The following is a 22,057-nucleotide window of genomic DNA, read 5'->3' as shown; positions in this document are numbered from 1 at the left end:
TGGCTCCCGCCTTACGGTTGTTGCGCTGAAATGGCGGTGAGCTGATAGCCCTGTTCAGTCTGGTGGAAGCTGAATGCGACTTGCGTGCCGACCGGGAGCGGGGCGGCAACCAAGTTATTCGGCAGATCGAATGTCATGGTCATCGGCGGCCAGTTTAGGGCCGGAATGGCACTGTGGGCGATGGAAACACTATTGGCATTCCAGGTTTTTATTTGCCCGCTAGAGTGGTAGCTATTGGTGTCTGTGGCGGTGTTTTCAGCCATCATGGCCCCATGATTATGGGACATCGGCATGTTGTCGGCCATCGACGGAGTGGCGGCAAACAGGGGCGCAGAGAATAGAGTAACAGCAAAAAATAATGCACTAATAGTGGCAGATACAGCGTTGAATAAGGAACTCATGGAATAACTCCAAAATAGAATTAGCACAACACACCGCGGGAAAGCGGCCTGAAAGATGTGGTTAACTCTGTCTGGGTCTATTCTCTAAATCGGCAGAAAACAATTTCGGTGGGTGGCCCGACAATGGGTGGCATATGCCAGTCGAGGCGACGCACACCGGGGGCTTGTTGGATATCCGCCAGCACTAACTCAGTGTGAGTTGGCAATGCTGCCAACACCAGCATCCCGCTGTCAGACTGAACTGAATCGGGGAGACAGTGTTTTTCACACAGGGAATTTTGCGCCGGACCATGGGACATTTCCATCGCCGACAACATTTGTTGCATCGGGTCTGATTGCAAATGCCCTTGATGCTGACTAAAAACCGGAGAGTCGGCAGGGGCGATATCACACTGATGGCCCGCGATTGCCAGTTGGGTATTCAGGAAAAACCAGCAGGTTACCAGCAGCATACCGCACAGGCGCTTTTTACAGGCGCGCGTTCGGTGCATAAGCTGTGATATTCCCTTAAATGCTGGCATTTTTACCTTGAGTCAGTGGTGTGATGGGGTGATGCTTGCTCGCAAGTATAGGATTATCTCACTGTTTTTAGAATGGTTTTGGCCGGTTACACGGAATAAAATAAAAAGTTTCTGAAATGTTATTCGGCTGAATTTGTTCAATTTATTGTTAAAATTACAGCAGGAAGAGGGCGAAAATTTACTTTTCTTTAAGCAATTCTTATCCCATTAGGATAAAAAAACCGCATTAGGATAAAAAAACGCGCCAGTATGGGCCACCGGCGCGGTTGAAAATAAAAACTTACCAAGAATAACTGACGGTTGCGGTAGCGACACGACCACTGCCATAGAAACAGGCCGCCATTTGTGCGCAACTGGCCACATATTCTTTGTTGAATATGTTGTTGACGTTAACCTGCAAACTGGTGCCTTTCATCGCGGGCATTGCTTGCCCCAGTTCATAGCGCATCATCCAGTCATATAGTGTTACCGCCGGGACTTTAAAGCTGTTTTTTCCATCGCCCCAACTGGTGCCGATATACCGCACACCGACGCCAGTAGACAAGCCGTCCACCACACCTTTATCAAAGCTATACATTCCCCATAATGAGGCCGAATGATTAGGTGTTCGTGATGGCATTTTGCCTAGTTCAGCGGCATTTTTGGTTTCACGCACTTTGCCTTTCGTGTAGGTATAAGCGGCGATCAGGTTGATATTGTCGTTAATTTCACTGTTTAATTGTGTTTCTATCCCCTGAGACTGAACTTCACCAATGGGAACACTGTAGGCCAGCACTGAGTCGTATTGGCTGATATTTTTCTGACGTAAATCATACAGTGCGGTGGTCAGTAGGGTACTACTGCCCGGAGGCTGGTATTTAATGCCTAACTCGACCTGACGTGCTGTTACGGGGTCTAGTGCACCCGTACCAGGAGCGCCTTTGGCAGTGCTAGGTTCAAATGAGGTGCTGTAGCTGATATAGGGCGAGATACCCGAATCAAAGGCATACAACACACCGCCACGGCCAGTAAATGCTTTATCGTCTTGTTGATCTTGCGTGACGCTTTTACGGTTCATGGTTTTTAACTGTGACCAGTCATAGCGCCCCGACAGCAGGAAATTCCACTTATCTAACTCAATTTGGTCTTGTAAATAGATCCCGACCTGATCAAGTTTGGTTAAATCACTGCTATTGAGCGACAGGTCACTGTCCTTAATATTCAGGCCATAAGCTGGTGATACCCAATCCAAATTGTATGCTGGCAGCACTTTACCCATATAGAACCGGCTATCAATACGGGTGCGTTTATAATCTAACCCCGTCAGCACCGTGTGATTTAACTGTCCCGTCCAGAAATCGGCTTGTAACTGGTTGTCGACCGAAAACTCACCGGTGTTCTGCCGTTCGATTTGCGGACGGCGGGTCATGGTGCGCTTATCAGCCAGTAAATCCATAAAGACCAGATATTTGTAATCTTGCTTGTTGTAGCTGTAACGCAGATTTTGGCGGAATTTAAAGGTGTCATTGATGTAATGTTCAAGGGCATATCCGACGGAAGTTTGCTCGCGTTCAGATTGATCAAATGACGGGTCACTGACGTTAAAATCGTAAGGTATTTTGCCGTAGGGGGTACCAAACACCGTGCCAATTGCCGGTAAGAAGTTACGCGAGCCGGCCTTAGGTTCTTTCTGATAGCTGGTCAGCAAGGTAAAAGTGGTGTCTTCGTTCGGGATGAAAGTTATTGCTGGGGCGATAGCAAAACGCTCCTGCTTATAGGTATTAACTGCATCATCCTGTGTCCTGCCAATCCCATTAAGGCGATAGAGAACTTTACCCTCATCATCTAACACACCGCCAAAATCAAAGGCGGCTTCTGCCCGGCTATTATTACCAGCCCCGACCTGCACTTTATGAATACTTTCGGCTGTCGGGCGTTTGCTGACCATATTGATCAGGCCGCCTGGGTTGACTTGGCCATACAGCACTGAGGCCGGGCCACGAACCACTTCAACTCGCTCCAATAACCATGGGTCAATCTGGCCGCCGCGCCGTGCGCCACCCAGAGAGTTGTAGCTTAATCCATCCAGAAAACGCGGTGCGTAGCCGAAGCCACGAATGATAACTTCATCATTCATATTGGAACCACCGCGATATTCCGGTACGACACCGGCGGTATAACGCAATGCTTGTGCCACGGAAGTTGCACCTTGCTCCTGCATTTGCTGGCTGGTAATCACGGAAATGGATTGTGGAGTACGGATAAGCGGGGTATCGGTTTTAGTGCCGGTTGAACTATTTTTAGCAACGAAACCATCATCTTGTTGCCCGCTACCTGCTTTGGCAACCACCACTAATTTATCTTCTTTTGTCGCCGTTGCTTCTTTCGCGGTGGTTGCCGCGAAAGCCTGTAGAGCCGGTATTAATATAAGTGCAGAGGTTAATAAGGTTTTTGATGCGTAGCTTGCCCGGAATAGCAATTTCCCTGGCATCTTCTTGCCTGAAATATCAAACATGATTTATCCCTACCTAGAAACACAATAATAAAACGTGCTGGAGCCCATCCGGCCTTATACCTTTCATCTTGCAAACTGCAGGTGTTGGTTGCACTCAATAACCCGAATCACTTACTTGTGTAAGCTCATTGGGATTATCTCCTTTACCGCCTTCCTACATCTTGAAATCTATTGGGTTTATTTATTAACCGGTATGGCGATAAGAAAACTTTCTGCCCATTCAATTCCTTCTCGGCACCGCAGAACGCCCTTACTCATATTGCGGGAATAAAGGGGCACTCAAGAATGAACATGCATATGGTATTGCAAATACTAATGGTTCTCAATATTATTTGTATTAACACAATAAACACAAATATATTTAATTTGGTTGCTTGTGGACATACATTGGCTTGATGTGTGGTGTCTTGATGTGTAGTGAATAGAAACTTGGGCAATGAAATCAAAAGGATTGGGTGTGAGCACGACAAATGAACAGATTGATAGCCAGAGTTTGTTAGCAGACCCTCTGGCTGGCAGTGAGTCATGGTGGCAGCAGATTGCACTGCGGGGAACACCGCTGGTGGAGCCGGTTACTGCTGGCAAGGTGAAATTGACATTCCTCTGGCGGGAGCCGCCCGCCAAGGCGGGGAGCGCTGTTTATAGCCGTGTCTATATTGATGTTAACGGCGTGACTGATCACCACAGTCCCAATCCTGAAACGCTACAGCGCCTGGGCCAGAGCAATGTTTGGTATTGGCAGGCTGAAGTGGAATCTGACTTCCGGGGCAGCTACAGCTTTATTCCTGTTGTTGAAGAACACTGTTTGAATTTACCGGAGGGGACACCACAAGAGCGCCGTCAAGCGCAGCGCAATTGGTGGCTCTCATTGATGGATCTCGCTGAAAACGATCCGTTTAACCCTACCGCTCCCCATTACAGCTATCGCGGGAAACCACTTTCGGCGGTGCATTTAGCCGATGCTTTGCCCCAGACGGCCTGGCAGCCCATTGATGCGGGCCAAAAACTCCCAACAGACCCAAAACGGCTGCAACTGATTAGCTGGAATAGCAAGTTGCTCGGTAATAGCCGTAATGTGTGGATTTACCACACACTCGGTGCCGAAGATAAAGCTGAGCGGCCGCTGGCTATTTTACTCGATGGTCAATATTGGGCGCATGGGCAATCGATTTTTGGTGTGCTGGACAGAGAAACTGAAGCCGGACGCCTACCTGCCAGTGTGTATATCTTGATCGACATTATCGACCAACCTCATCGCGCAGTGGAATTGCCCTGCAATCAGGATTTCTGGCAAGCGCTGCAAACGGAGTTACTGCCACAAGTGGCCTTGTTGCAACCTTTCACTGACAAAGCCTCTCGCACTCTAGTCGCCGGACAGAGTTTTGGCGGGCTAGCTTCGCTGTATGCCGGGTTACATTGGCCGCAGCGTTTTGGTTGTGTGCTGAGTCAGTCAGGTTCCTTTTGGTGGCCAGATGTCGACAATTTCAAAGCACTAACCGCCGGAACTGCCGAGCGGCAGGGCTGGCTGACAGAGCAGGTTTATCAAGGTGTGGGCGCTGACCATCCATTGGATATTTTTATGGAAGCGGGCCGTCGCGAAGATGTGATTTATCAAGTTAATGAGGCCATGAGTGAAGCACTGCGGCAGGCTGGGCATCGGCTGCATTACCGAGTTTATTCAGGGGGCCACGATTCCTTGTGCTGGCGTGGCGGCTTGATTGATGGATTGCACTTTTTATTAGGTTCCTCAGATTCAAAATAAGGATATTTACGCCATGAACATTTACGCCATGAACAATGAAACAGAAACACCCACCAACCCGTTTGATAACGAAGATCTGCCTTTTTTTGTGCTGATAAATGAGCAGCAGCAATACAGCTTGTGGCCCCAAATTACGGCGATTCCGGCAGGATGGGAAATTGTTCATGGGCCGCAAAGCCGGGCAGATTGTGTGAAATATCTTGAGGTTAATTGGGCCGACATGCGCCCGGCCAGTTTGATTCGTGCAGAGGCTGGCCTGCAATAACGCGGGCCGTGGGCTAAAGGAATTATCGGATTATCGCGGCTCCACCTGCTGCAATAAATCCTGTGTTGCCAAAAAAAGGAATACCCATCGTGTCAGAGGATTCAATCTCCCTTGTTGCTGCTGTCGAGCTGCCCTTGGTGGCGGCCCTGCCCGGAATCTGGTTTGCTGATCAGTTAAGTCAGCAAAAGAACATGTTTACCGTGGCCCATTATATTGAACTGGCGGGGCCGCTGGAGAGGGAACTCTTTAGCCGTGCCGTTAGCCAAGGGTTGGCGGAGGCCGATACGCTTCATGCGCGTTTTGTTGATGGCGACGATGGCCCGATGCAGCGCATTCCCATACAGCGCCAGGCGGCTGACATGCCTAAGCTGGAGTGGTTGGATTTCAGTGCTCGCGCCGATGGGCGACAGGCCGCACTGACATTGATGTGGGAGGATACTGAGGCTCCGATACAGTTAGATGGCGAGGAGCCACTGTATCGACACTGGGTTATTCGTGTTCCTGATGAAAATGGCAAGCCGCTATGGCTTTGGTATCAGCGTTATCATCATTTGTTGCTTGATGGCTTCAGTTTCACCGCAATTACCCGCCGTATTGCCGATATTTACACTGCATTATTGCAAGGGAAATCTATTGGGGAATCCCCTTTTACCCCGTTTAGCGATGTGGTCAGTGAATATTTGGCGTATGCGGGGTCAGAAACCGAGCTGCGCGATAAGCAATTTTGGCAACAACATACTGCGGATTTACCCGCCGCACACACACTCTCCCCCCTGAACTCGCCCGCCCGGGCAGAGCAAACGGATAATCGCGTATTGCGTCAGCGGATTAATATCGACTCTGACTCGTTTGGCCGTTTACTGGCAGGGGGCGCAGCACAGCGCCTGAGCGCTGCCGATATGGCAATGGCGCTGTTGCTGATTTATTTCGCCCGTATAAGCGGCGAAATGCGCTTGTCGGTAGGGTGCCCGTTTATGCGCCGCATGGGATCAGCCGCCTTGACCGCCACCGGGCCAGTGGTGAATGTGTTGCCATTGCAGATAACGTTACGGCGCGAAATGCAGATTGTTGATGTGGCGCGCGCAGTGGCGTGCGAGCTGAAAACGGTGCGTCAACATCAGCGCTATGAAGCGGAACAATTACGGCGTGATTTGGGGATGGTCGGCTCCCAGCGGGCGCTATATGGCCCGGTACTGAATTTTAAAATGTTCGATTTCGCCCTGAATTTGGGGGAAATAACCGGCGTTACCCACACCTTGGCCTCCGGCCCGGTCGATGATGTCGAGTTTGATCTCTACCTTGATAACGGCCAGTTGACCTTGGAAATGCTGGCAAATGCGCAGCGCTATGACCTCGCCTGCTTACATCAGCATGGTGAGCGGATACAATTCTTGTTGCAGCAATTGGCGACCCAAGCCGAAATCACGGTAGGCGACCTCATATTGACGCCACAGCAGGAGCTGCAACGCATTGATAGTTGGGCCAAAGGCCCGCAATTAAGTCTGCCAGCCGGAGTGGTGTCGGTGTTGGATATTTTCCAGCAGCAAGTGAGTGCGCAACCGGATGCTATTGCGGTGAGCTGTGGCAAGCAAAGTCTGACTTATCGCCAGCTTTCTGACCGTGTGGCCCAACTAGGGCGAGCATTGATCGCCAGAGGAATTCAGGCTGATGATGTGGTCGCGATTGGTATTCCGCGAACTGTGGATTCGCTGGTCGCCATCTTGGGGACTCTGGCCAGTGGAGCAGCTTACATGCCGCTTGATCTGGATTACCCGATGGAGCGGCTCGCCAAAATGTGCGAGGACGCCAGACCGCGCTTACTCCTAGCCCATCAATCGACTGAAAGTTTGTTATCTTCACTGGCTATCACCGGCGAGATGGAAATAGTTTGCCTGAATGAATCGCGCTTCCAGCAGGAATGCACGGTTTTCTCTGTTCGGCCCATTACTGATGCAGAGCGCCAGCATTCCCTGCACGGTGAACATCTGGCATACATGATTTATACCTCGGGTTCGACTGGCCGACCTAAAGGGGTCATGAGCACCCATGGCGGGTTAGTCAATTTGCTCGTGGCGCACCGCACGTACCTGTATGGCCCGGCGATGGCGGAATTTAAGCGGCATAATACCCGCCGAATGCGCGCGGGGCATACCGCATCATTCTCTTTCGATTCCTCTTGGGAACCGCTGTTCTGGATGATGATGGGCTGCGAGATGGTCATTTTTGATGAAGAAATGCGCCGTGATGCTTATGCATTGGTGCAGATGATGGATCAGACGCCAATCGACACCATGGACATTACCCCGTCATTCTTTACGCAAATGATCGATAGCGGTTTACTGGAGGCTGGGCATCACCAGCCCGCCTTTATTATGATTGGCGGTGAAGCCGCCACACCGCGTTTGTGGGAGCGGCTGAAACAGCATCCTGAACTGAACGTGGTTAACTTCTACGGCCCGTCGGAATACACCATAGATACCCTCGGCGCGAATATCCAGGTGGCGACGCAACCGGTTATTGGCCGGCCGGTGGCGAATACCGAAGTCTATTTGCTGGATAGTCAACTCGCCAAAGTGCCAATAGGTGCGGTGGGGGAGTTATATATTGCCGGTAAAGGGTTGGCTCGTGGTTATCTGAACCGGCCTGATTTAACCGCGGCGCGTTTTGTGGCCAACCCTTTCCGTCACGGCGAAGTGATGTATCGCAGCGGCGACTTGATGCGCTGGACGGCAGAGGGGCAGTTGGATTTTGTCGGGCGCACCGACCACCAGATAAAAGTGCGCGGTTTCCGGGTTGAGCTGGGCGAAGTCGAAAACGCGCTAGTGGTCTTGCCGGCAGTCAGTAGCGCAGTGGTTATCGCCGAAGCGGTCGGCGCGACCCATCGGCTTATTGGCTACTGCGTGGTACCCGATGCGCAACTGCGCCAGAGTAAAGATCTTAATGCCCGGCTAATGGATCAATTGGCCGCGAGCTTGCCAGATTATATGGTGCCCGCGATCCTGATGGTGTTGGATGAAATGCCGCTGACGGTAAACGGCAAGATTGACAGGCAAGCGCTGCCCGCCCCACAACATCGGCAACAGTTCACCAGCCGGGCACCACAAACCCCGCCGGAAAAGCTGTTGTGTGATGCCATCGCCCACTTGCTGCGTTTGGGCAATATTGGTGCGGAAGATGATTTCTTCCAACTCGGGGGCGACAGTATTTCCGCTATGGCGCTGGGGAGCACTTTGCGTCGCGCCGGTTTCCGCTTGGCTCCGCGCGAGATTTTTGCTCTGCGCACACCGGCTAAAATGGCGCTGGCTTTACAACCCTTAATGAGTTCGCCCGAAGCGGCACCCACGGCATCCTTACCCGAAACACTGTGGCAGGCGGCTGGCGAAAAATATGGCCCAATCGCCGATATTCTCCCGGTATTGCCGCTCCAACAAGGTTTACTGTTCCATGCTCAGTTAGGGCAAGAAGCTAACAATTACAATGCGATCAGCCGTTTTGACCTTCAAGGTGCATTAGACATTGAGTGCTTGCGTGATGCACTGGAAAACCTACTGCGGCGCTACCCGCAACTGGGGGCTATTTTTGACAGTGAGTTGCACAGTGAATCATTACAAATTCTACCGCAGATTCAAGATAGCGCCCGTCGCTGGCCATGGCAGCAATATGACTTGAGCGCATTGACACCGGATCAGCAAACTGCCAAAACCCAGCAATTGGAGCGCGAAGGGCTGGCACGGGATCTGGTGAGTGAGACGGCGGGGACATTAAAACCTTTACTGATTGCCACCTTAATCCGCTACAGCGCCGAGCGCTATTCGTTGATCATCATCGCGCACCATTTGGTGGGAGATGGCTGGTCATCGGCAATTTTGCTGCATGACTTGCTGCATCTCTACGGCAATAAGCCGGAATTAGCGCCGCTGAGTGTCAGTTATGGTGATTTGATTCGCCGCATGACGTCGCGCGACCTGCAATCAGACCGTTTGGCCTGGCAGCAGGCTGTTCGCGGTGTCACGCCAACGATTCTATATCCTGAAACCAATGCCGCCAGCCCGGTACGCGAATGGACTATCGCGCTGGACAGCAAACTGGAAACGGCACTGACCGAGTTGCAACGGCGCGATGGCATCACGCTCAATACTCTACTGCAAGGGGTTTGGGCCACCTTATTGGGCGTGCTTAGTGGCCGTGATGATGTGGTATTCGGCTCACCGGTTTCTGGCCGTTTTAGTGAAATCGACGGTATCGAACAGCACGTCGGGCTGTTCAGTAACACCCTCCCGGTGCGGGTGAAATTACAGCCGCAATTGCCACTGTTAGCACAGTTGACCGCGTTGCAGCAGCAGCAGATCCAACTACTGGAGCACGATGGTCTGGGGTTGGGGGAGATCCAGCGTCTGGCCGGGGCGAATACATTATTTGATACCTTGCTGGTGGTTGAAAACTACCCGGAAAACAATCAATTACATCAGCAATCTTTCAAGGGTTTGCGGTGTAATGCACTGAATAATCGCGGTTATACCCATTACCCACTGACTTTATTGGTGTTGCCGGGCGAGAAGCTGCATCTGCAACTGGAATACCGTGATGCGGTCGGCGATCCGCAACGATTGGCCCAGCGCTTGGTGATGTTGCTGGAATATTTGGTCTGGCAGCCCGAATTGCCGTTATCCGCCCTGAATTTGCTGACTGCCGATGAAAAAGCGCTGTTGGCAGCCGCCAATGACACTGCCATCGCCCTACCTGCGCTGACACTATGTGATTTGCTAAACCAACAGTCGCAGCTAACACCACAGGCTATCGCCTTATTGGATGCTGATGAAACACTCACTTATCAGCAAGTTAATCAGCGGGTTCAATCGCTGGCTGCCCATCTACGTCAACAGGGCGTGCTGCCCGGTGACCGGGTTGCTGTGGCGCTGCCGCGCTCGGTGAATCTCAGTTTGGCCTTGATGGCTATTTTGGCCGCAGGCGCTGCTTATTTGCCGCTGGATACTGGTTATCCTGATGATCGCCTGGCTTACATGATCAGTGATGCCGATCCACGTCTCCTTATTACGGTCAGCTCTTTGGCTGAGCGCTTTACCGGCCAGGCCCCGCTGTTGCTGCTGGATCAACTGCCCACGCAGGATAAACCGGCGCTGTTGCCCGCCATCCAGATAACGCCAAACCATCCGGCTTATTTGATTTACACCTCCGGCTCTACGGGGCGGCCAAAAGGTGTGGTAGTCACACATGGGGCTATCGTTAACCGCCTGTTATGGATGCAAAATGAGTATCCGCTGGGCGCTGATGACGTGGTATTACAGAAAACGCCGTGCAGTTTTGATGTCTCGGTGTGGGAGTTTTTCTGGCCGATGATAACCGGGGCAAGATTGGTCATGGTGCCGCCAGAAGCTCATCGTGACCCCGAGCTACTGCGTAGCTTGATTGAGGATTATGGCGTCACGACCGCTCACTTTGTGCCCTCAATGCTGGCCGCTTTTGTCAGTGCGATGCATGGGCAGCAGCAGCCTTGCCAGAGCTTACGCCGAGTATTTTGCAGTGGCGAAGCATTGTCACGCGAGCTATCGGAGCTATACCAACAGATTTTTGCTGCTCCATTGCATAATTTATATGGCCCAACCGAAGCGGCGGTGGATGTCACTTATCAACCCGCCTATGGTGATGCTTTGGCGCGAGTGACTGGCAGCAGTGTGCCCATCGGCAAGCCGGTGTGGAATACCCAACTGCGTATTCTCGACACTATGCTGCGGCAAGCCCCGGTCGGCATTTCGGGCGATCTCTATTTGTGTGGCGTACAACTGGCGCAGGGTTACCATGCCCGCCCAGATCTGACTGCCAGCCGATTTGTTGCTGATCCTTATGACCGTGGACAGCGGATGTACCGCACCGGTGATATCGCCCGCTGGCTGCCGGATGGCACAGTAGAATATTTGGGGCGCAGTGACGATCAATTGAAAATTCGTGGGCAACGCATTGAATTAGGTGAGATTGAATCTGCGCTATTGGAGTTTCCTTCAGTCCAGCAAGCGGTGGTGCATGCCCGCACCTTGGCGGGGGCGGAAGGGGCCTTAGCCGGAGCCGATACCCGCCAGTTGGTCGGCTATATTGTGCCGGTTGTCGGATCGGAAAATATTGATTTAGAGGTTTTGCGCAGCCAGCTTAGTGAGCGCTTACCGGCGCATATGGTGCCGGTAGTTATCGTCAGCCTGAGTGCTTTCCCGCTGAGTGCCAATGGCAAACTGGATCGCAAGGCATTACCGGCACCAGTGAATCAGGCGGGCAGTAGTGGGCGCGCGCCACAAGCCGGTTTGGAAAGTCTGATTGCGGGATTATTTGCCCATTTGTTGGGAGTTGAAAGCGTCGGTGCGGATGATGATTTCTTCGCGCTGGGCGGCCATTCTTTGTTGGCAATGCGCTTGGCGGCTGACCTGCGCCGTGAGTTGCAACAGCCCGTCGCGGTGGGGCAGGTGATGGTGGCCTCGACAGTGGCGGCATTGGCAGCCGCATTGAGCCAGCCGCAGTCAGATAAACCCGCGGGTAAAGCTGGTTTCAGCGAAGTCTTGCAGTTGCGTGGTGGTAGGGGAAACCCGCTATTTTGTATCCATCCGGCGTCTGGTTTTGCTTGGCAATTCAGTTTGTTACCGCGTTATTTGCCGGGTAGTTGGCCGGTGCTGGGAATTCAGTCTCCGCGCCCTCATGGGGCCATTGCCACTAGTCGGGATATGGACAGCTTATGTGACCATCATTTGGCGACCTTACGTCAGGTGCAGCCACAGGGGCCATATCACCTAATGGGATACTCATTGGGCGGCACAGTGGCGCAGGCCATGGCGGTAAAATTACAAGCACAGGGCGAGGAAGTGGCTTTCTTGGGGTTGTTGGATACCTATCCGCCGGAAACCCAGGATTGGAATGCGCCGATTGAGGCGGAGGCGCTGGAGGAAGTTGAGCGCGAGCGGGCATTGTTTATGGCGGCGGCGGGCGATGAGCAGCAAGAGAAACGAGAAATGTTTGCGCAAATTCAGGCAAATTATGACGACTCTGTCGGCTTGTTATCAGGGGCTAAAACGCCAGTTTACGAGGGTGAAACCACGTTATTTGTTGCCACCCAAACCCTACCCGCGGGTGAGACTCCCGAGGATATCTGGCGGCCATATGTGAAGCAACTGCGGACATATCATCTTGATTGTTCGCATATCACGATGATGTCGCCGGAGACATTAAAAGTGCTGGGGCCCATTTTGCAGCAAGTGTTTAGTGGGATTAGGTCATTGTAGTTGGGGATGGTGAATAGGTTCGATGTTCTGGTTCGGTTGTTAGAATTTTACTGGTCACTTGGCCTCGGCTGAACCAATCGCCAAAGGGTGCGGGCGCGCACCCTTGTGGAATCCCGCGCTTCGCACGTATCGCCAGCCCACGGCGTGGGTTCCCTCACTCATCATTTCACTGGCGGGACGGCTTTATTATAGCCTCTTCGAGGCTACCCTTCGGGCCAACGCAAGCGTTGTTCAAAACTGCTTCGCAGTGTTGTCGCGTCCCTGCTCATGACGCCTAAATCCGCCGTCCATGGCGGATTTCCCTTGCTCCATTCTTCACTCGGCGGCTCAAATGTGCTTTTAACATCAAGGTCAAAACCGTGGTTTTGATGTTGAGCGCAATCAGGAATATTGCCGACAAGGATGGAGGGTAGAGTGAGCCGCCAGGGATGGCGGCGAAAAGTGCGCTTGAGCATGGATGCGAATCGCGCTGGCTCGTCAGCCCGAAAGACGCAGGAGGGTTTACCCGCAGGGCAATATTTCGCGCAAGCCGCAGGTGCAGGAGGGCCGGCTAGCCCTCCTGCTCGGTTGAGGCGACTGGGATTAAGTGATAACTAAACGAATATCAACCGAAACAATGATTCGATCTGTATTTATGAGTCGGAGGTTAAGTGAACAGTGAAATTCTAACAACCGAACCTGAGTACCAAATCGACTATCAACCAAAACAATGATCCGGTGATCTATCACCCGCCAACTTCATCAATCTTCTCCCCCTCATTGGAAACCTCGTCCCCCATGGTCGCGCGGCGTAATGTCCCGCCACAGACGGCAATAACCCCCCCCGCCGTTGCGGCGATCATACCAAAGGTCAAGGCGCTGAGCGCCGGGGCCATGACTCTCGCTAACACACCTAACCCCAATGCGCCGAATGATTCACCCGCGACAAACTGCACATTCCATAGGCTGTTCACCCGCCCTAATAAGGCATCCGGTGTATGAGTTTGCACTAAGGTATATTGCAGCAATCCACTGATAGACCCTAGATAGCCATATAACAACAAACCGGGCAGAGCCAGATAGAAATTATTGGTCAGCCCTAATGTCCCGATGGCTAAAAAAGCGGCAATAGAACTGTACATCAGCACCATTCCAGGGCGGCGAACTTGATTGACCCAGCCACTGGTAAAGGCCCCGATTGTCGCCCCCAGTGGCACCACTGAGTACATTAAACCAATCTGTGAAGCCCCGACATGATAGGTATTCTCCGCCAGCGCGGGGAACAAAATACGGATAGCCCCAATCATGCTGACCAATGTCCCCAGCAACACCACGGAGCCAACAACTTTATGCCGCAATACAAACGAAATCCCTGTCGCCAATGCCCGTAATGGGTGTTCATGCTGGCTGGTTGTCGGTTTCATTGAGGGCAGACTCAACAGCGGCAACAGAGTTAACATCGTCCCCACCGCAGCAATCCCGTAGTTCCAACCCACTCCGCCATAAACAATCACCAGGCCGCCAATGGCCGGGGAAATCACCGAGCCAAAACGCACAGTCAGCATGCTTAACCCGCCCGCTGCGGCCAGATTTTCTCGCCCGACCAGTGAGGGCGTTGCCGCCATCAATGCGGTCATACCGAGAGCACCAAAGAACCCATCCCAGGCCGCTAAAACATACAAAACCCACAATGAGGGTGTCACAGAGAACGCATTGATACTTAAGCCAATAAAACCTAAACCACAGGTAAAGCGGGCGAATAAAATCAGTTTACGTCGATCAAGTCTGTCCGCTAATACGCCCCCCAGCAATAAGCCAATAAACATCCCCAGCCCATCCAAGGTGACGGCCAGCCCCACTTGCAAGGTGGATCCGGTCATCATTTGTATCTGCACCGGCACCGCAACCGTGAGCATCCCCAGCCCCAAAATGGAAATAAAACGGGCAAAAAACACCGCTCGAAAATTAGCATTTTCTCTTAACAGGCTGAAATCTAAAAGAATCGGTGATTTTTCCATGATGATTTAATCCTTTAATGTAGGTAACAATGACCTGCCATGGTGACAAACGGACATTAATCTTGCCGGGAAGCGGTTTTAGCCAATGCATTCCCATTGTAAGTCGTGTTAAAATACATGAAATTAATACTAATGATAATCAAAACGATAATAACAATCATTTGTAAATAATCATTTATAAACAATCGGCGTTTGTTAAAAAAGAGTCACAATGTCAGCGACTGATTCCCCAAACCAATCTTTACCAAAACGGCTAAAACCAAGCCCTGTTGTTGCTGAAAACGCACAATCCCGCCGGGGACTTTTGTTTTTACTCAGCATAGTTATATTGATGCTCGTGATGGTTGCCAGCCTGATGCTCGGTGCTAAAGCCATTCCTTTCTCTGTTGTCTGGCAAAGTTTGCTGGGTGAACACAACAATGCCGACAGCGTTTTAATACTGGAATCTCGCCTACCCCGCACCTTGATTGGTGTGCTAGCCGGTGCTGCACTCGGGTTATCCGGCGCAGTGATTCAAGCATTGACCCGCAATCCTTTGGCGGACCCAGGGATTTTGGGCGTCAATGCGGGGGCCAGTTTTGCGGTGGTACTTGGTATCACTGTTTTCGGCGTACATGCCATTCATGGCTATATGATTGCTGCATTTATTGGCGCGATGCTCACGACGCTGGTGGTGTATTGGGTGGGAACACAGGGCAGTGGGCGGGTTAATCCTTTGCGGCTGACCCTCTCCGGCGTGGCCATCGGGGCGGTACTCATGGGGATTTCTACCGGCATATCACTGACACACCCGCAGGTCTACGACCGCGTTCGCTTCTGGCAAGCTGGCTCGCTGGACATCCGCGATATGTCGGTGGTGATGGCGGTCGCGCCCGCCATTCTTCTCGGCTGTGTGATTGCCTTGCTGCTGGCTCGGCCCCTCAATGCTATGCATATGGGGGAGGATTTAGCCGCCGCAATTGGCGCGCGCATTGGTCAAACCCAATTTTGGGCTGTGGTCACTGTGACTTTACTCTGCGGTGCTGCTACTGCGGCAGTTGGCCCGATCGCCTTTGTCGGCCTGATGGTGCCGCATATTGCTCGCTGGATTGTCGGGCCGAATCAATGTTGGATTCTCCCATTCACCTTGGTGATGACTCCAATTTTGTTACTGGTTTCTGATATCGTCGGCCGCTTTCTGGTACCGGGTGAATTGCGGGTTTCCATCGTAACGGCATTTATTGGCGCGCCCTTATTGATCTGGCTGGTACGCCGTAATAAAAGGATGACCGCGTTATGAAACCCGCTACTCCGCCATGGCTATTGGGCCGCCCTGATGGCCCAATCAATCTGCGGATCCAACCCCGTAGCCTGATTGTCGGCAGTTTACTGCTATTGGCCTGTTTATTGACGGGGCTGCTGGCATTAAGGGTCGGGACTTTACCGCTCTCTTCCGGGCAAGTATTTTCAGCCCTATTCGGCCAAGCCAGCGGTGCGGCGGATATTATCGTCAACCAATGGCGGTTGCCCCGCGCCATGATGGCGTTGATTTTCGGTGCTGCGCTAGGGATCAGTGGCGCTATATTTCAGTCATTGGTGCGCAATCCATTAGGTAGCCCAGATATCATCGGCTTTAATGCGGGGGCTTATACCGGTGCACTGGTGGCGATTACCCTGTTCAACGGCAACTATTTTGAGGTTGCCAGTAGCGCGCTGGGGGGAGGGTTGCTGTCTGCCCTCGCGGTGTATTTGTTGGCTTATCGGCAGGGGATTCAGGGTTTTCGGCTGATTATTGTCGGCATCGCCATTGGCGCAATGTTAACGGCATTCAATACCTGGCTGACTATCACGGCGTCATTAGAAGCCGCTATGACCGCCGCGGCGTGGGGGGCCGGTTCGCTTAATGGCCTGACGTGGGCCAAGGGCTTGCCGTCGGTGATATTTATCATTATCGCTACCCTGGTGGCTATGTTACTGAGCCGCCGTATGCCGCTGTTGGAAATGGGCGATGATGCGGCGGGAGCTTTGGGCGTTCCGGTCGAAAGAACCCGTTTGGGCTTGATGGCGATTGGCGTGATTTTGATGGCCGCGGTCACTGCGGCGGCGGGGCCTATTTCCTTTATTGCATTAGCCGCGCCACAGATTGCAAAACGTTTGTTGGGCACATCTTCAGTGACGTTGACCGCGTCTGCGCTGATGGGAGCATTGTTATTGATAGCCGCGGATTTGTGCGCTCAGCACCTATTTTCACCTAATCAATTGCCAGTCGGTGTGGTCACCATCAGCATCGGCGGCTTATACCTTATTTGGCTTTTAATCCGAGAGTCCGGACGATCATGAGTAATGCTAGCTCTGCCACCTTACCTCTGTCGCGCTTGCAGGCCGATGCTCTGACCTTAGGTTATGACGGCAAGATTATCAGCAAGAACCTGAGTGTCGCCATTCCTGATGGTGAGTTTACCGTGATTGTCGGCCCCAATGCCTGTGGCAAATCGACACTGTTACGTGCTTTGAGCCGTTTGCTGAAACCGCAGGCGGGCCAGGTGATTTTAGACGGTAAGAATATTGCCAGCCTTGATACCCGGCATGTTGCGCGCCATTTGGGCTTATTACCGCAAAGCTCGCAAGCTCCGGATGGTATCAGTGTGCTGGATTTAGTGGCGCGAGGCCGCTATCCCCATCAGAAATTGTTGCAGCAATGGACACAAACCGACCGGTTGGCGGTCAGCCATGCCATGGAAGCCACGGGGGTCAGTGAACTGGCGGACAGGTCGGTGGATGCTTTATCCGGCGGGCAACGCCAACGGGTATGGATAGCCATGGTGCTGGCGCAACAAACGCCATTGTTACTGTTAGATGAGCCAACCACCTATTTAGATATTGCCCATCAAATTGATTTGCTTGAGTTATTTAGCAATCTTAATCAGGAACATAACCATACGTTAGTGGCCGTCCTGCATGATCTTAATCATGCTTGCCGCTATGCCACCCATATTATCGCCATGCGCGATGGGCAGATAGTGACGCAAGGTAAACCGCGCGACGTGATCACTGCCGATTTAGTCGAGCAGGTTTTTGGTATGCCCTGTTTAATTATTGATGATCCGGTTTCGCATACGCCGTTGGTGATACCGAAGGGGCGATTTTAGTTTTAATTTTTAAGATATAGATGGGGTTTGTTGATGGTGATCTGGTTCAGTTGTGAACGCCCCCAGATCATCCTCCAAAAACTAACCGGTCTGATAAAACATCAAATAATTAAGGTTTAGCCTTAAACATCCCCTCAATCCGTGCCAATAAATGACTCGCACTGTAATAATCTAACCGGAACGTATCATAGCCCGCGGCATAAACTCGATCATGTTCAATTGCTGGGATATGAGCTAAAAACTTATTATTTTTCAGTGCGTCAATCGCCGGTTGGTCGCCGGAGAATAGCAAAATAGTTTCACCGTTAAGGCCCTCGGCCAATTTCTCGCCACCCAGTTGGATGATATCTTTGCGGTGCCCCATGCTGGTGTTGCCTTTCACCGCATCAGGGACTTCTGCCAGTGTGAAGCCCAATTCCTGTAGTAGTTTTCCCTGTGCTGAATGCTCGGTCCATAAATTGGCAGTGCTGCCCGCCGCTTGATAGACAAACGCTGAAATCGGTTGTGGTGGCAGCGTAATATTCTGCTTTACCTCATTGAGTCGATTAGCGAATTTCTCAATAACTTGCTGTGCGTCAGCTTCATGCCCTGTTGCCTGGCCCAGCACGACGGCTAACTCTTGCCAACTTTTATCATCATAATTAATGACTAATGTGGGGGCGATAACTGACAGTTGCTCATAGAGCTTCAAGGCCGAATCCCCGCCAGTGGCAGAAATAATAATTAAGTCCGGATTCATTCCAGCGACAGCTTCGGCATTGGGTTCCGTCTGGTACATTGGCACCAGTTTTTTGGCCTGTGCAACATCTGACCATTGTGTAAAGAAACCTTGATGGTCAGCCACTGTGGTGTCAGGCACGGTCGCCCCACTGGCAATCACAGGGGCATTGATAGCCAGCAAAGTCCCGGTAATGGTGATACTGGTGGACACAATCCGTTTGGGGGGATGTGTTAGTACCACCGGGCCTTTGGCCGTTTCTACTGTGCGGGTCCACGTAGCTGTACCCTCATTGCCTGATGATGGTGCTTGCTGATCCGCAGTTTCTTCCGCCGGTTTACAGGCAGACAAGCAGAAAATAAGGCCCAAAAGACCCAATTTAGTCAATATTGACCGCCATTTTTTATACTGAATGTAATTGATATAAAAGGACATAACGGCATTTTCTCTTTCTATTTTAAGCCCCAGTTCTGGGGGGATATATAAATAAGATTCATCAATAACATATTTACATTGATTGACAATATGAATTCTTAGTCGTAATTTACCACGCACGAAAGGGAATGATAGTAATTATTATTACCATTACTATTTGCATTGTGATGGAGGTCTTTGTGCGGTACTTCAACTCTGAAGAACATGGCAGCTCTGAAGAACACGGCAGCTCTGCAGACATGCCCGTTAATTCGCCGTTTTCAGCTGTATCCTCAACATTTCTATTTACTTCAAAACATCAGAGTATCAAAACCCAGGGTATTTTCGAACGAATTAATCAAGCGGCACAAGGCCGTGCTGACCATGAAAATTCACTGCAATCAGCCCTACAATCGGCGTTCCAACGTGCACGTGATGCTGGACAACAACAGCCTATCATCGTCGGGGCCATACCTTTTGATGCCCGTCAGGCATCGTGCTTATTTATTCCGGAACATTATCAGGTTTGTGACCGCCAAGCTTTGGTGGATGCTGCGTGTGTTAATAGCCGCAGAGCGGTTACTGCCCTCACCAGCCGCAGTTTGCCGGATGAAAATGAGTTCAAACATATTGTGGGGGAGGCTGTTGCTGCTTGTCAGTGCGGTGCAATCCATAAAGTTGTGCTGTCCCGTATTCTGGAAATTGATACAGACATCCCGGTTGATAGCGATCAGGTTATGAATCATTTACTGATCCAAAACAGCACGGCGCATCATTTTCGCGTGCCGCTTGCTGATGGTGGCGTATTACTCGGTGCCAGCCCTGAATTATTGGTGCGTAAACATCTGGCTGGGGTTTATACCAATCCGTTGGCTGGTTCGGCGAAACGGCAAGACGACCCACAACATGATTGGGATATTAGCCAGGCATTACTGGATTCAGAGAAAGACCAATATGAGCATCGGCTGGTTATCGACGAAATTCGCCGCTTATTGACGCCACATTGCTCAAGTCTGCATATCCCTTCACAACCTTCATTGATTAGCACCGCCGCGCTGTGGCACTTATCTTCCGCCATCAGCGGTGAGTTGGAAAACCCACAGATGCGGGTGTTAGAACTGGCGAATCTGTTACACCCAACCCCCGCATTGTGTGGATTACCGACGCAAAAAGCCCGCCAGTTAATTCAACAATTAGAGCCTTTTGAGCGGGGGTTATTCAGCGGAATTGTGGGTTGGTGTGATGAACAGGGCAATGGTGAATGGGCGGTGATTATCCGGTGCGCCACGGTACATCCAACACAAGTGCGCTTATTTGCTGGGGCGGGCATTGTCGCTGCCTCACAACCCGCGCTGGAATGGGCAGAAACTGAAGCCAAATTGGGCACCATGCTCAATGCGATCGCCATCACCCGATCAGGAGTGCCGCTATGAGTATTGAATTTACCCGTTGGCCGCAAGAGTTTGCTCGTCGCTATCGCGAGAAAGGCTATTGGACAGACCAGCCGATGACGGAGATGTTGTCTCGCCAGTGCCAGCAGCGGCCAGAGGCGACGGCCATCATTTGTGGTGAGCGCCATATCAGTTATGCGCAGTTCGAGCAGGCAGCGCAGCAGTTGGCTGTGCGCTTAACCCATCAGGGCATGCGCCGTGGCGATACCGCCTTGGTTCAACTCCCCAATTGTGCTGAATTTTATCTGGTTTACTTTGCACTATTAAAAATCGGTGTTGCGCCCGTCAATGCATTATTCAGTCATAACCGATTGGAGTTAAATGCTTATATTGAACAAATCCAACCGCGCTTACTGATTGCTGATGCCAGCCATAACCTGTTTGCCACAGGGGATTATTGCGCCGAATTACAGAAAAAAACGCCAATGCTGGAATTCCTCATTGTGGCGGGAAATACCGATTACGCTCAGTCGCTGGAGGCCTTGTTGTATAGCGAGAGGGGATTTAATGATCGGGATAATGAAACTGCCGAATTTTATCCCTCTGCGGCTGACGAAGTGGCTTTTTTCCAACTTTCCGGGGGCAGCACGGGGACGCCAAAACTGATCCCTCGCACCCACAATGACTATTACTACAGTGTGCGGGCCAGCGCGGAAATTTGTCAGCTCGACGAGCACACCCGCTATCTCTGCGCTTTACCGGCCGCCCATAATTACCCGCTCAGTTCACCGGGGGCATTAGGGGTGTTTTATGTCGGCGGCTGTGTAGTGTTGGCTCCAGATCCCAGCGCGATGAGTTGCTTCCCGCTGATTAAACGCCACCAAATTACATTCACCTCTTTGGTTCCTCCCGCCGTGGCCCTGTGGCTACAAGCCGCAGAGCATTTTTCCGCTGACCTGGCCAGCTTGCAAGTGTTACAGGTTGGAGGGGCGAAACTCAGTGAGTCTCTGGCTCGCCGTATTCCACAGAGACTGGGCTGCCAGTTGCAGCAGGTGTTGGGGATGGCGGAAGGATTAGTGAATTACACTCGCTTTGGTGACAGCGACCACTTGGTGTTTACCACTCAAGGGCGGCCTATCAGCGAGGATGACGAAATTAAAGTGGTGGATAGTGATGGGATGCCCGTGGCTATCGGAGAGGTTGGTGCACTGGTGACGCGCGGCCCTTATACCTTCCGTGGTTATTACCGCAGTCCAACCCATAATGCCAATGCCTTTGATAAAGAAGGATTTTACCATTCCGGTGATCTGGTACAGATGACTGAAGAGGGCTATTTGCGGGTAGTCGGGCGGGAAAAAGATCAGATTAACCGTGGTGGTGAAAAGATTGCCGCAGAAGAGATTGAAAACCTGCTGGTGGCCCATAACGATATTCTTCACGCGGCATTGGTTTCTATGCCGGACGAAATAATGGGTGAGAAAAGCTGCGCATTTATTGTCGTCACGAATACCGATCTGCGGCCAGTAACTTTGCGTAAATATCTGCGTGAGATGGGGGTGGCTGATTTCAAATTACCCGACCGTTTTGAAATCGTCGCCGGCCTACCTGTTACTCCCGTTGGCAAGATAGATAAAAAGCGGTTGCGTCAGGATATTCAAGACCGCCTTAGTACACTTAGCAAATAAG

14 protein-coding genes are annotated in these 22,057 nt (G+C 51.7%); 8 read left to right on the top strand and 6 right to left on the bottom strand.

The window, feature by feature from the left end:
* Positions 1-11: 11 nt before the first annotated feature.
* The 3 genes from DXZ79_RS17135 to DXZ79_RS17125 all read right to left on the bottom strand — a co-directional run bounded on the left by DXZ79_RS17135 (position 12) and on the right by DXZ79_RS17125 (position 3,416).
* Positions 12-401, bottom strand: a complete 390-nt coding sequence (locus DXZ79_RS17135; RefSeq protein ID WP_120011485.1) for a copper-binding protein — start codon at positions 399-401, stop codon at positions 12-14.
* Positions 402-478: 77 nt separating this feature from the next.
* Positions 479-892, bottom strand: coding sequence for a hypothetical protein (locus tag DXZ79_RS17130; protein ID WP_038639060.1), 414 nt, complete (start codon positions 890-892; stop codon positions 479-481).
* A 310-nt stretch (positions 893-1,202) separates the two neighbouring features.
* A complete protein-coding gene (locus tag DXZ79_RS17125) occupies positions 1,203-3,416 on the bottom strand; it encodes a TonB-dependent siderophore receptor (RefSeq protein WP_038639063.1) in 2,214 nt (737 codons plus the stop codon).
* Between the two features lie 457 nt (positions 3,417-3,873).
* Here DXZ79_RS17125 and fes point away from each other — a divergent pair, with 457 nt between their 5' ends.
* The 3 genes from fes (at position 3,874) to DXZ79_RS17110 (ending at position 12,723) form a co-directional block, all read left to right on the top strand.
* Complete coding sequence (fes, locus tag DXZ79_RS17120; protein WP_038640048.1) at positions 3,874-5,178, top strand: enterochelin esterase; 1,305 nt, start codon at positions 3,874-3,876, stop codon at positions 5,176-5,178.
* Between the two features lie 13 nt (positions 5,179-5,191).
* The gene (locus DXZ79_RS17115; RefSeq protein ID WP_042562481.1) at positions 5,192-5,443 is read left to right on the top strand and encodes an MbtH family protein; all 252 of its coding nucleotides are present in this window, start codon (positions 5,192-5,194) and stop codon (positions 5,441-5,443) included.
* A gap of 89 nt (positions 5,444-5,532) precedes the next feature.
* On the top strand, positions 5,533-12,723 hold the full coding sequence (locus DXZ79_RS17110) for a non-ribosomal peptide synthetase (RefSeq protein WP_120011484.1): 7,191 nt from the start codon (positions 5,533-5,535) through the stop codon (positions 12,721-12,723).
* Between the two features lie 203 nt (positions 12,724-12,926).
* Here the strand turns inward: DXZ79_RS17110 and DXZ79_RS17105 are convergent, their stop codons facing one another.
* The gene (locus DXZ79_RS17105; protein ID WP_196333104.1) at positions 12,927-13,178 is read right to left on the bottom strand and encodes a hypothetical protein; all 252 of its coding nucleotides are present in this window, start codon (positions 13,176-13,178) and stop codon (positions 12,927-12,929) included.
* Between the two features lie 270 nt (positions 13,179-13,448).
* Positions 13,449-14,720 carry an enterobactin transporter EntS gene (gene entS / locus DXZ79_RS17100; RefSeq protein ID WP_120011483.1) on the bottom strand — a complete coding sequence of 424 codons (1,272 nt, stop codon included), beginning with the start codon at positions 14,718-14,720 and terminating at the stop codon, positions 13,449-13,451.
* A 211-nt stretch (positions 14,721-14,931) separates the two neighbouring features.
* Here entS and fepD point away from each other — a divergent pair, with 211 nt between their 5' ends.
* From fepD to DXZ79_RS17085, 3 genes are read left to right on the top strand one after another with little or no spacing between them, the layout of a single operon-like run.
* Entirely contained in the window at positions 14,932-15,999 is a 1,068-nt protein-coding gene (gene fepD, locus DXZ79_RS17095; protein ID WP_038639071.1) for a Fe(3+)-siderophore ABC transporter permease, read from the top strand.
* The gene (gene fepG, locus DXZ79_RS17090; protein WP_038639073.1) at positions 15,996-17,039 is read left to right on the top strand and encodes an iron-enterobactin ABC transporter permease; all 1,044 of its coding nucleotides are present in this window, start codon (positions 15,996-15,998) and stop codon (positions 17,037-17,039) included. Before fepD ends, fepG begins: the two co-directional genes overlap by 4 nt.
* On the top strand, positions 17,036-17,848 hold the full coding sequence (locus tag DXZ79_RS17085) for an ABC transporter ATP-binding protein (RefSeq protein ID WP_042562479.1): 813 nt from the start codon (positions 17,036-17,038) through the stop codon (positions 17,846-17,848). Before fepG ends, DXZ79_RS17085 begins: the two co-directional genes overlap by 4 nt.
* Before the next feature lie 109 nt (positions 17,849-17,957).
* Here DXZ79_RS17085 and fepB read toward each other — a convergent pair whose 3' ends face one another.
* Positions 17,958-19,001 carry a Fe2+-enterobactin ABC transporter substrate-binding protein gene (gene fepB / locus DXZ79_RS17080; RefSeq protein ID WP_038639078.1) on the bottom strand — a complete coding sequence of 348 codons (1,044 nt, stop codon included), beginning with the start codon at positions 18,999-19,001 and terminating at the stop codon, positions 17,958-17,960.
* A gap of 239 nt (positions 19,002-19,240) precedes the next feature.
* Between fepB and DXZ79_RS17075 the strand changes: the two genes are divergently transcribed.
* Both DXZ79_RS17075 and DXZ79_RS17070 read left to right on the top strand, forming a co-directional pair.
* Positions 19,241-20,413 carry an isochorismate synthase gene (locus DXZ79_RS17075; RefSeq protein ID WP_038640059.1) on the top strand — a complete coding sequence of 391 codons (1,173 nt, stop codon included), beginning with the start codon at positions 19,241-19,243 and terminating at the stop codon, positions 20,411-20,413.
* Positions 20,410-22,056, top strand: a complete 1,647-nt coding sequence (locus DXZ79_RS17070) for a (2,3-dihydroxybenzoyl)adenylate synthase (RefSeq protein ID WP_050291948.1) — start codon at positions 20,410-20,412, stop codon at positions 22,054-22,056. Before DXZ79_RS17075 ends, DXZ79_RS17070 begins: the two co-directional genes overlap by 4 nt.
* Position 22,057: the final 1 nt, after the last annotated feature.

It is taken from the genome of Yersinia rochesterensis, assembly GCF_003600645.1.
Classification (GTDB): Bacteria; Pseudomonadota; Gammaproteobacteria; order Enterobacterales; family Enterobacteriaceae; genus Yersinia; species Yersinia rochesterensis.
Note: the sequence above shows the minus strand (reverse complement) of the source record. Positions and strands in the feature narration are given on the sequence as shown.

What these genes read in the sequence shown, in the direction of transcription:
- DXZ79_RS17135 (WP_120011485.1), bottom strand. Translation starts at nt 401, where the DNA reads ATGAGTTCCTTATTCAACGCTGTATCTGCCACTATTAGTGCATTATTT.
- DXZ79_RS17130 (WP_038639060.1), bottom strand. Translation starts at nt 892, where the DNA reads ATGCACCGAACGCGCGCCTGTAAAAAGCGCCTGTGCGGTATGCTGCTG.
- DXZ79_RS17125 (WP_038639063.1), bottom strand. Translation starts at nt 3,416, where the DNA reads ATGTTTGATATTTCAGGCAAGAAGATGCCAGGGAAATTGCTATTCCGG.
- DXZ79_RS17115 (WP_042562481.1), top strand. Translation starts at nt 5,192, where the DNA reads ATGAACATTTACGCCATGAACAATGAAACAGAAACACCCACCAACCCG.
- DXZ79_RS17105 (WP_196333104.1), bottom strand. Translation starts at nt 13,178, where the DNA reads ATGCTCAAGCGCACTTTTCGCCGCCATCCCTGGCGGCTCACTCTACCC.
- entS (WP_120011483.1), bottom strand. Translation starts at nt 14,720, where the DNA reads ATGGAAAAATCACCGATTCTTTTAGATTTCAGCCTGTTAAGAGAAAAT.
- fepD (WP_038639071.1), top strand. Translation starts at nt 14,932, where the DNA reads ATGTCAGCGACTGATTCCCCAAACCAATCTTTACCAAAACGGCTAAAA.
- fepG (WP_038639073.1), top strand. Translation starts at nt 15,996, where the DNA reads ATGAAACCCGCTACTCCGCCATGGCTATTGGGCCGCCCTGATGGCCCA.
- DXZ79_RS17085 (WP_042562479.1), top strand. Translation starts at nt 17,036, where the DNA reads ATGAGTAATGCTAGCTCTGCCACCTTACCTCTGTCGCGCTTGCAGGCC.
- fepB (WP_038639078.1), bottom strand. Translation starts at nt 19,001, where the DNA reads ATGTCCTTTTATATCAATTACATTCAGTATAAAAAATGGCGGTCAATA.
- DXZ79_RS17075 (WP_038640059.1), top strand. Translation starts at nt 19,241, where the DNA reads ATGCCCGTTAATTCGCCGTTTTCAGCTGTATCCTCAACATTTCTATTT.
- DXZ79_RS17070 (WP_050291948.1), top strand. Translation starts at nt 20,410, where the DNA reads ATGAGTATTGAATTTACCCGTTGGCCGCAAGAGTTTGCTCGTCGCTAT.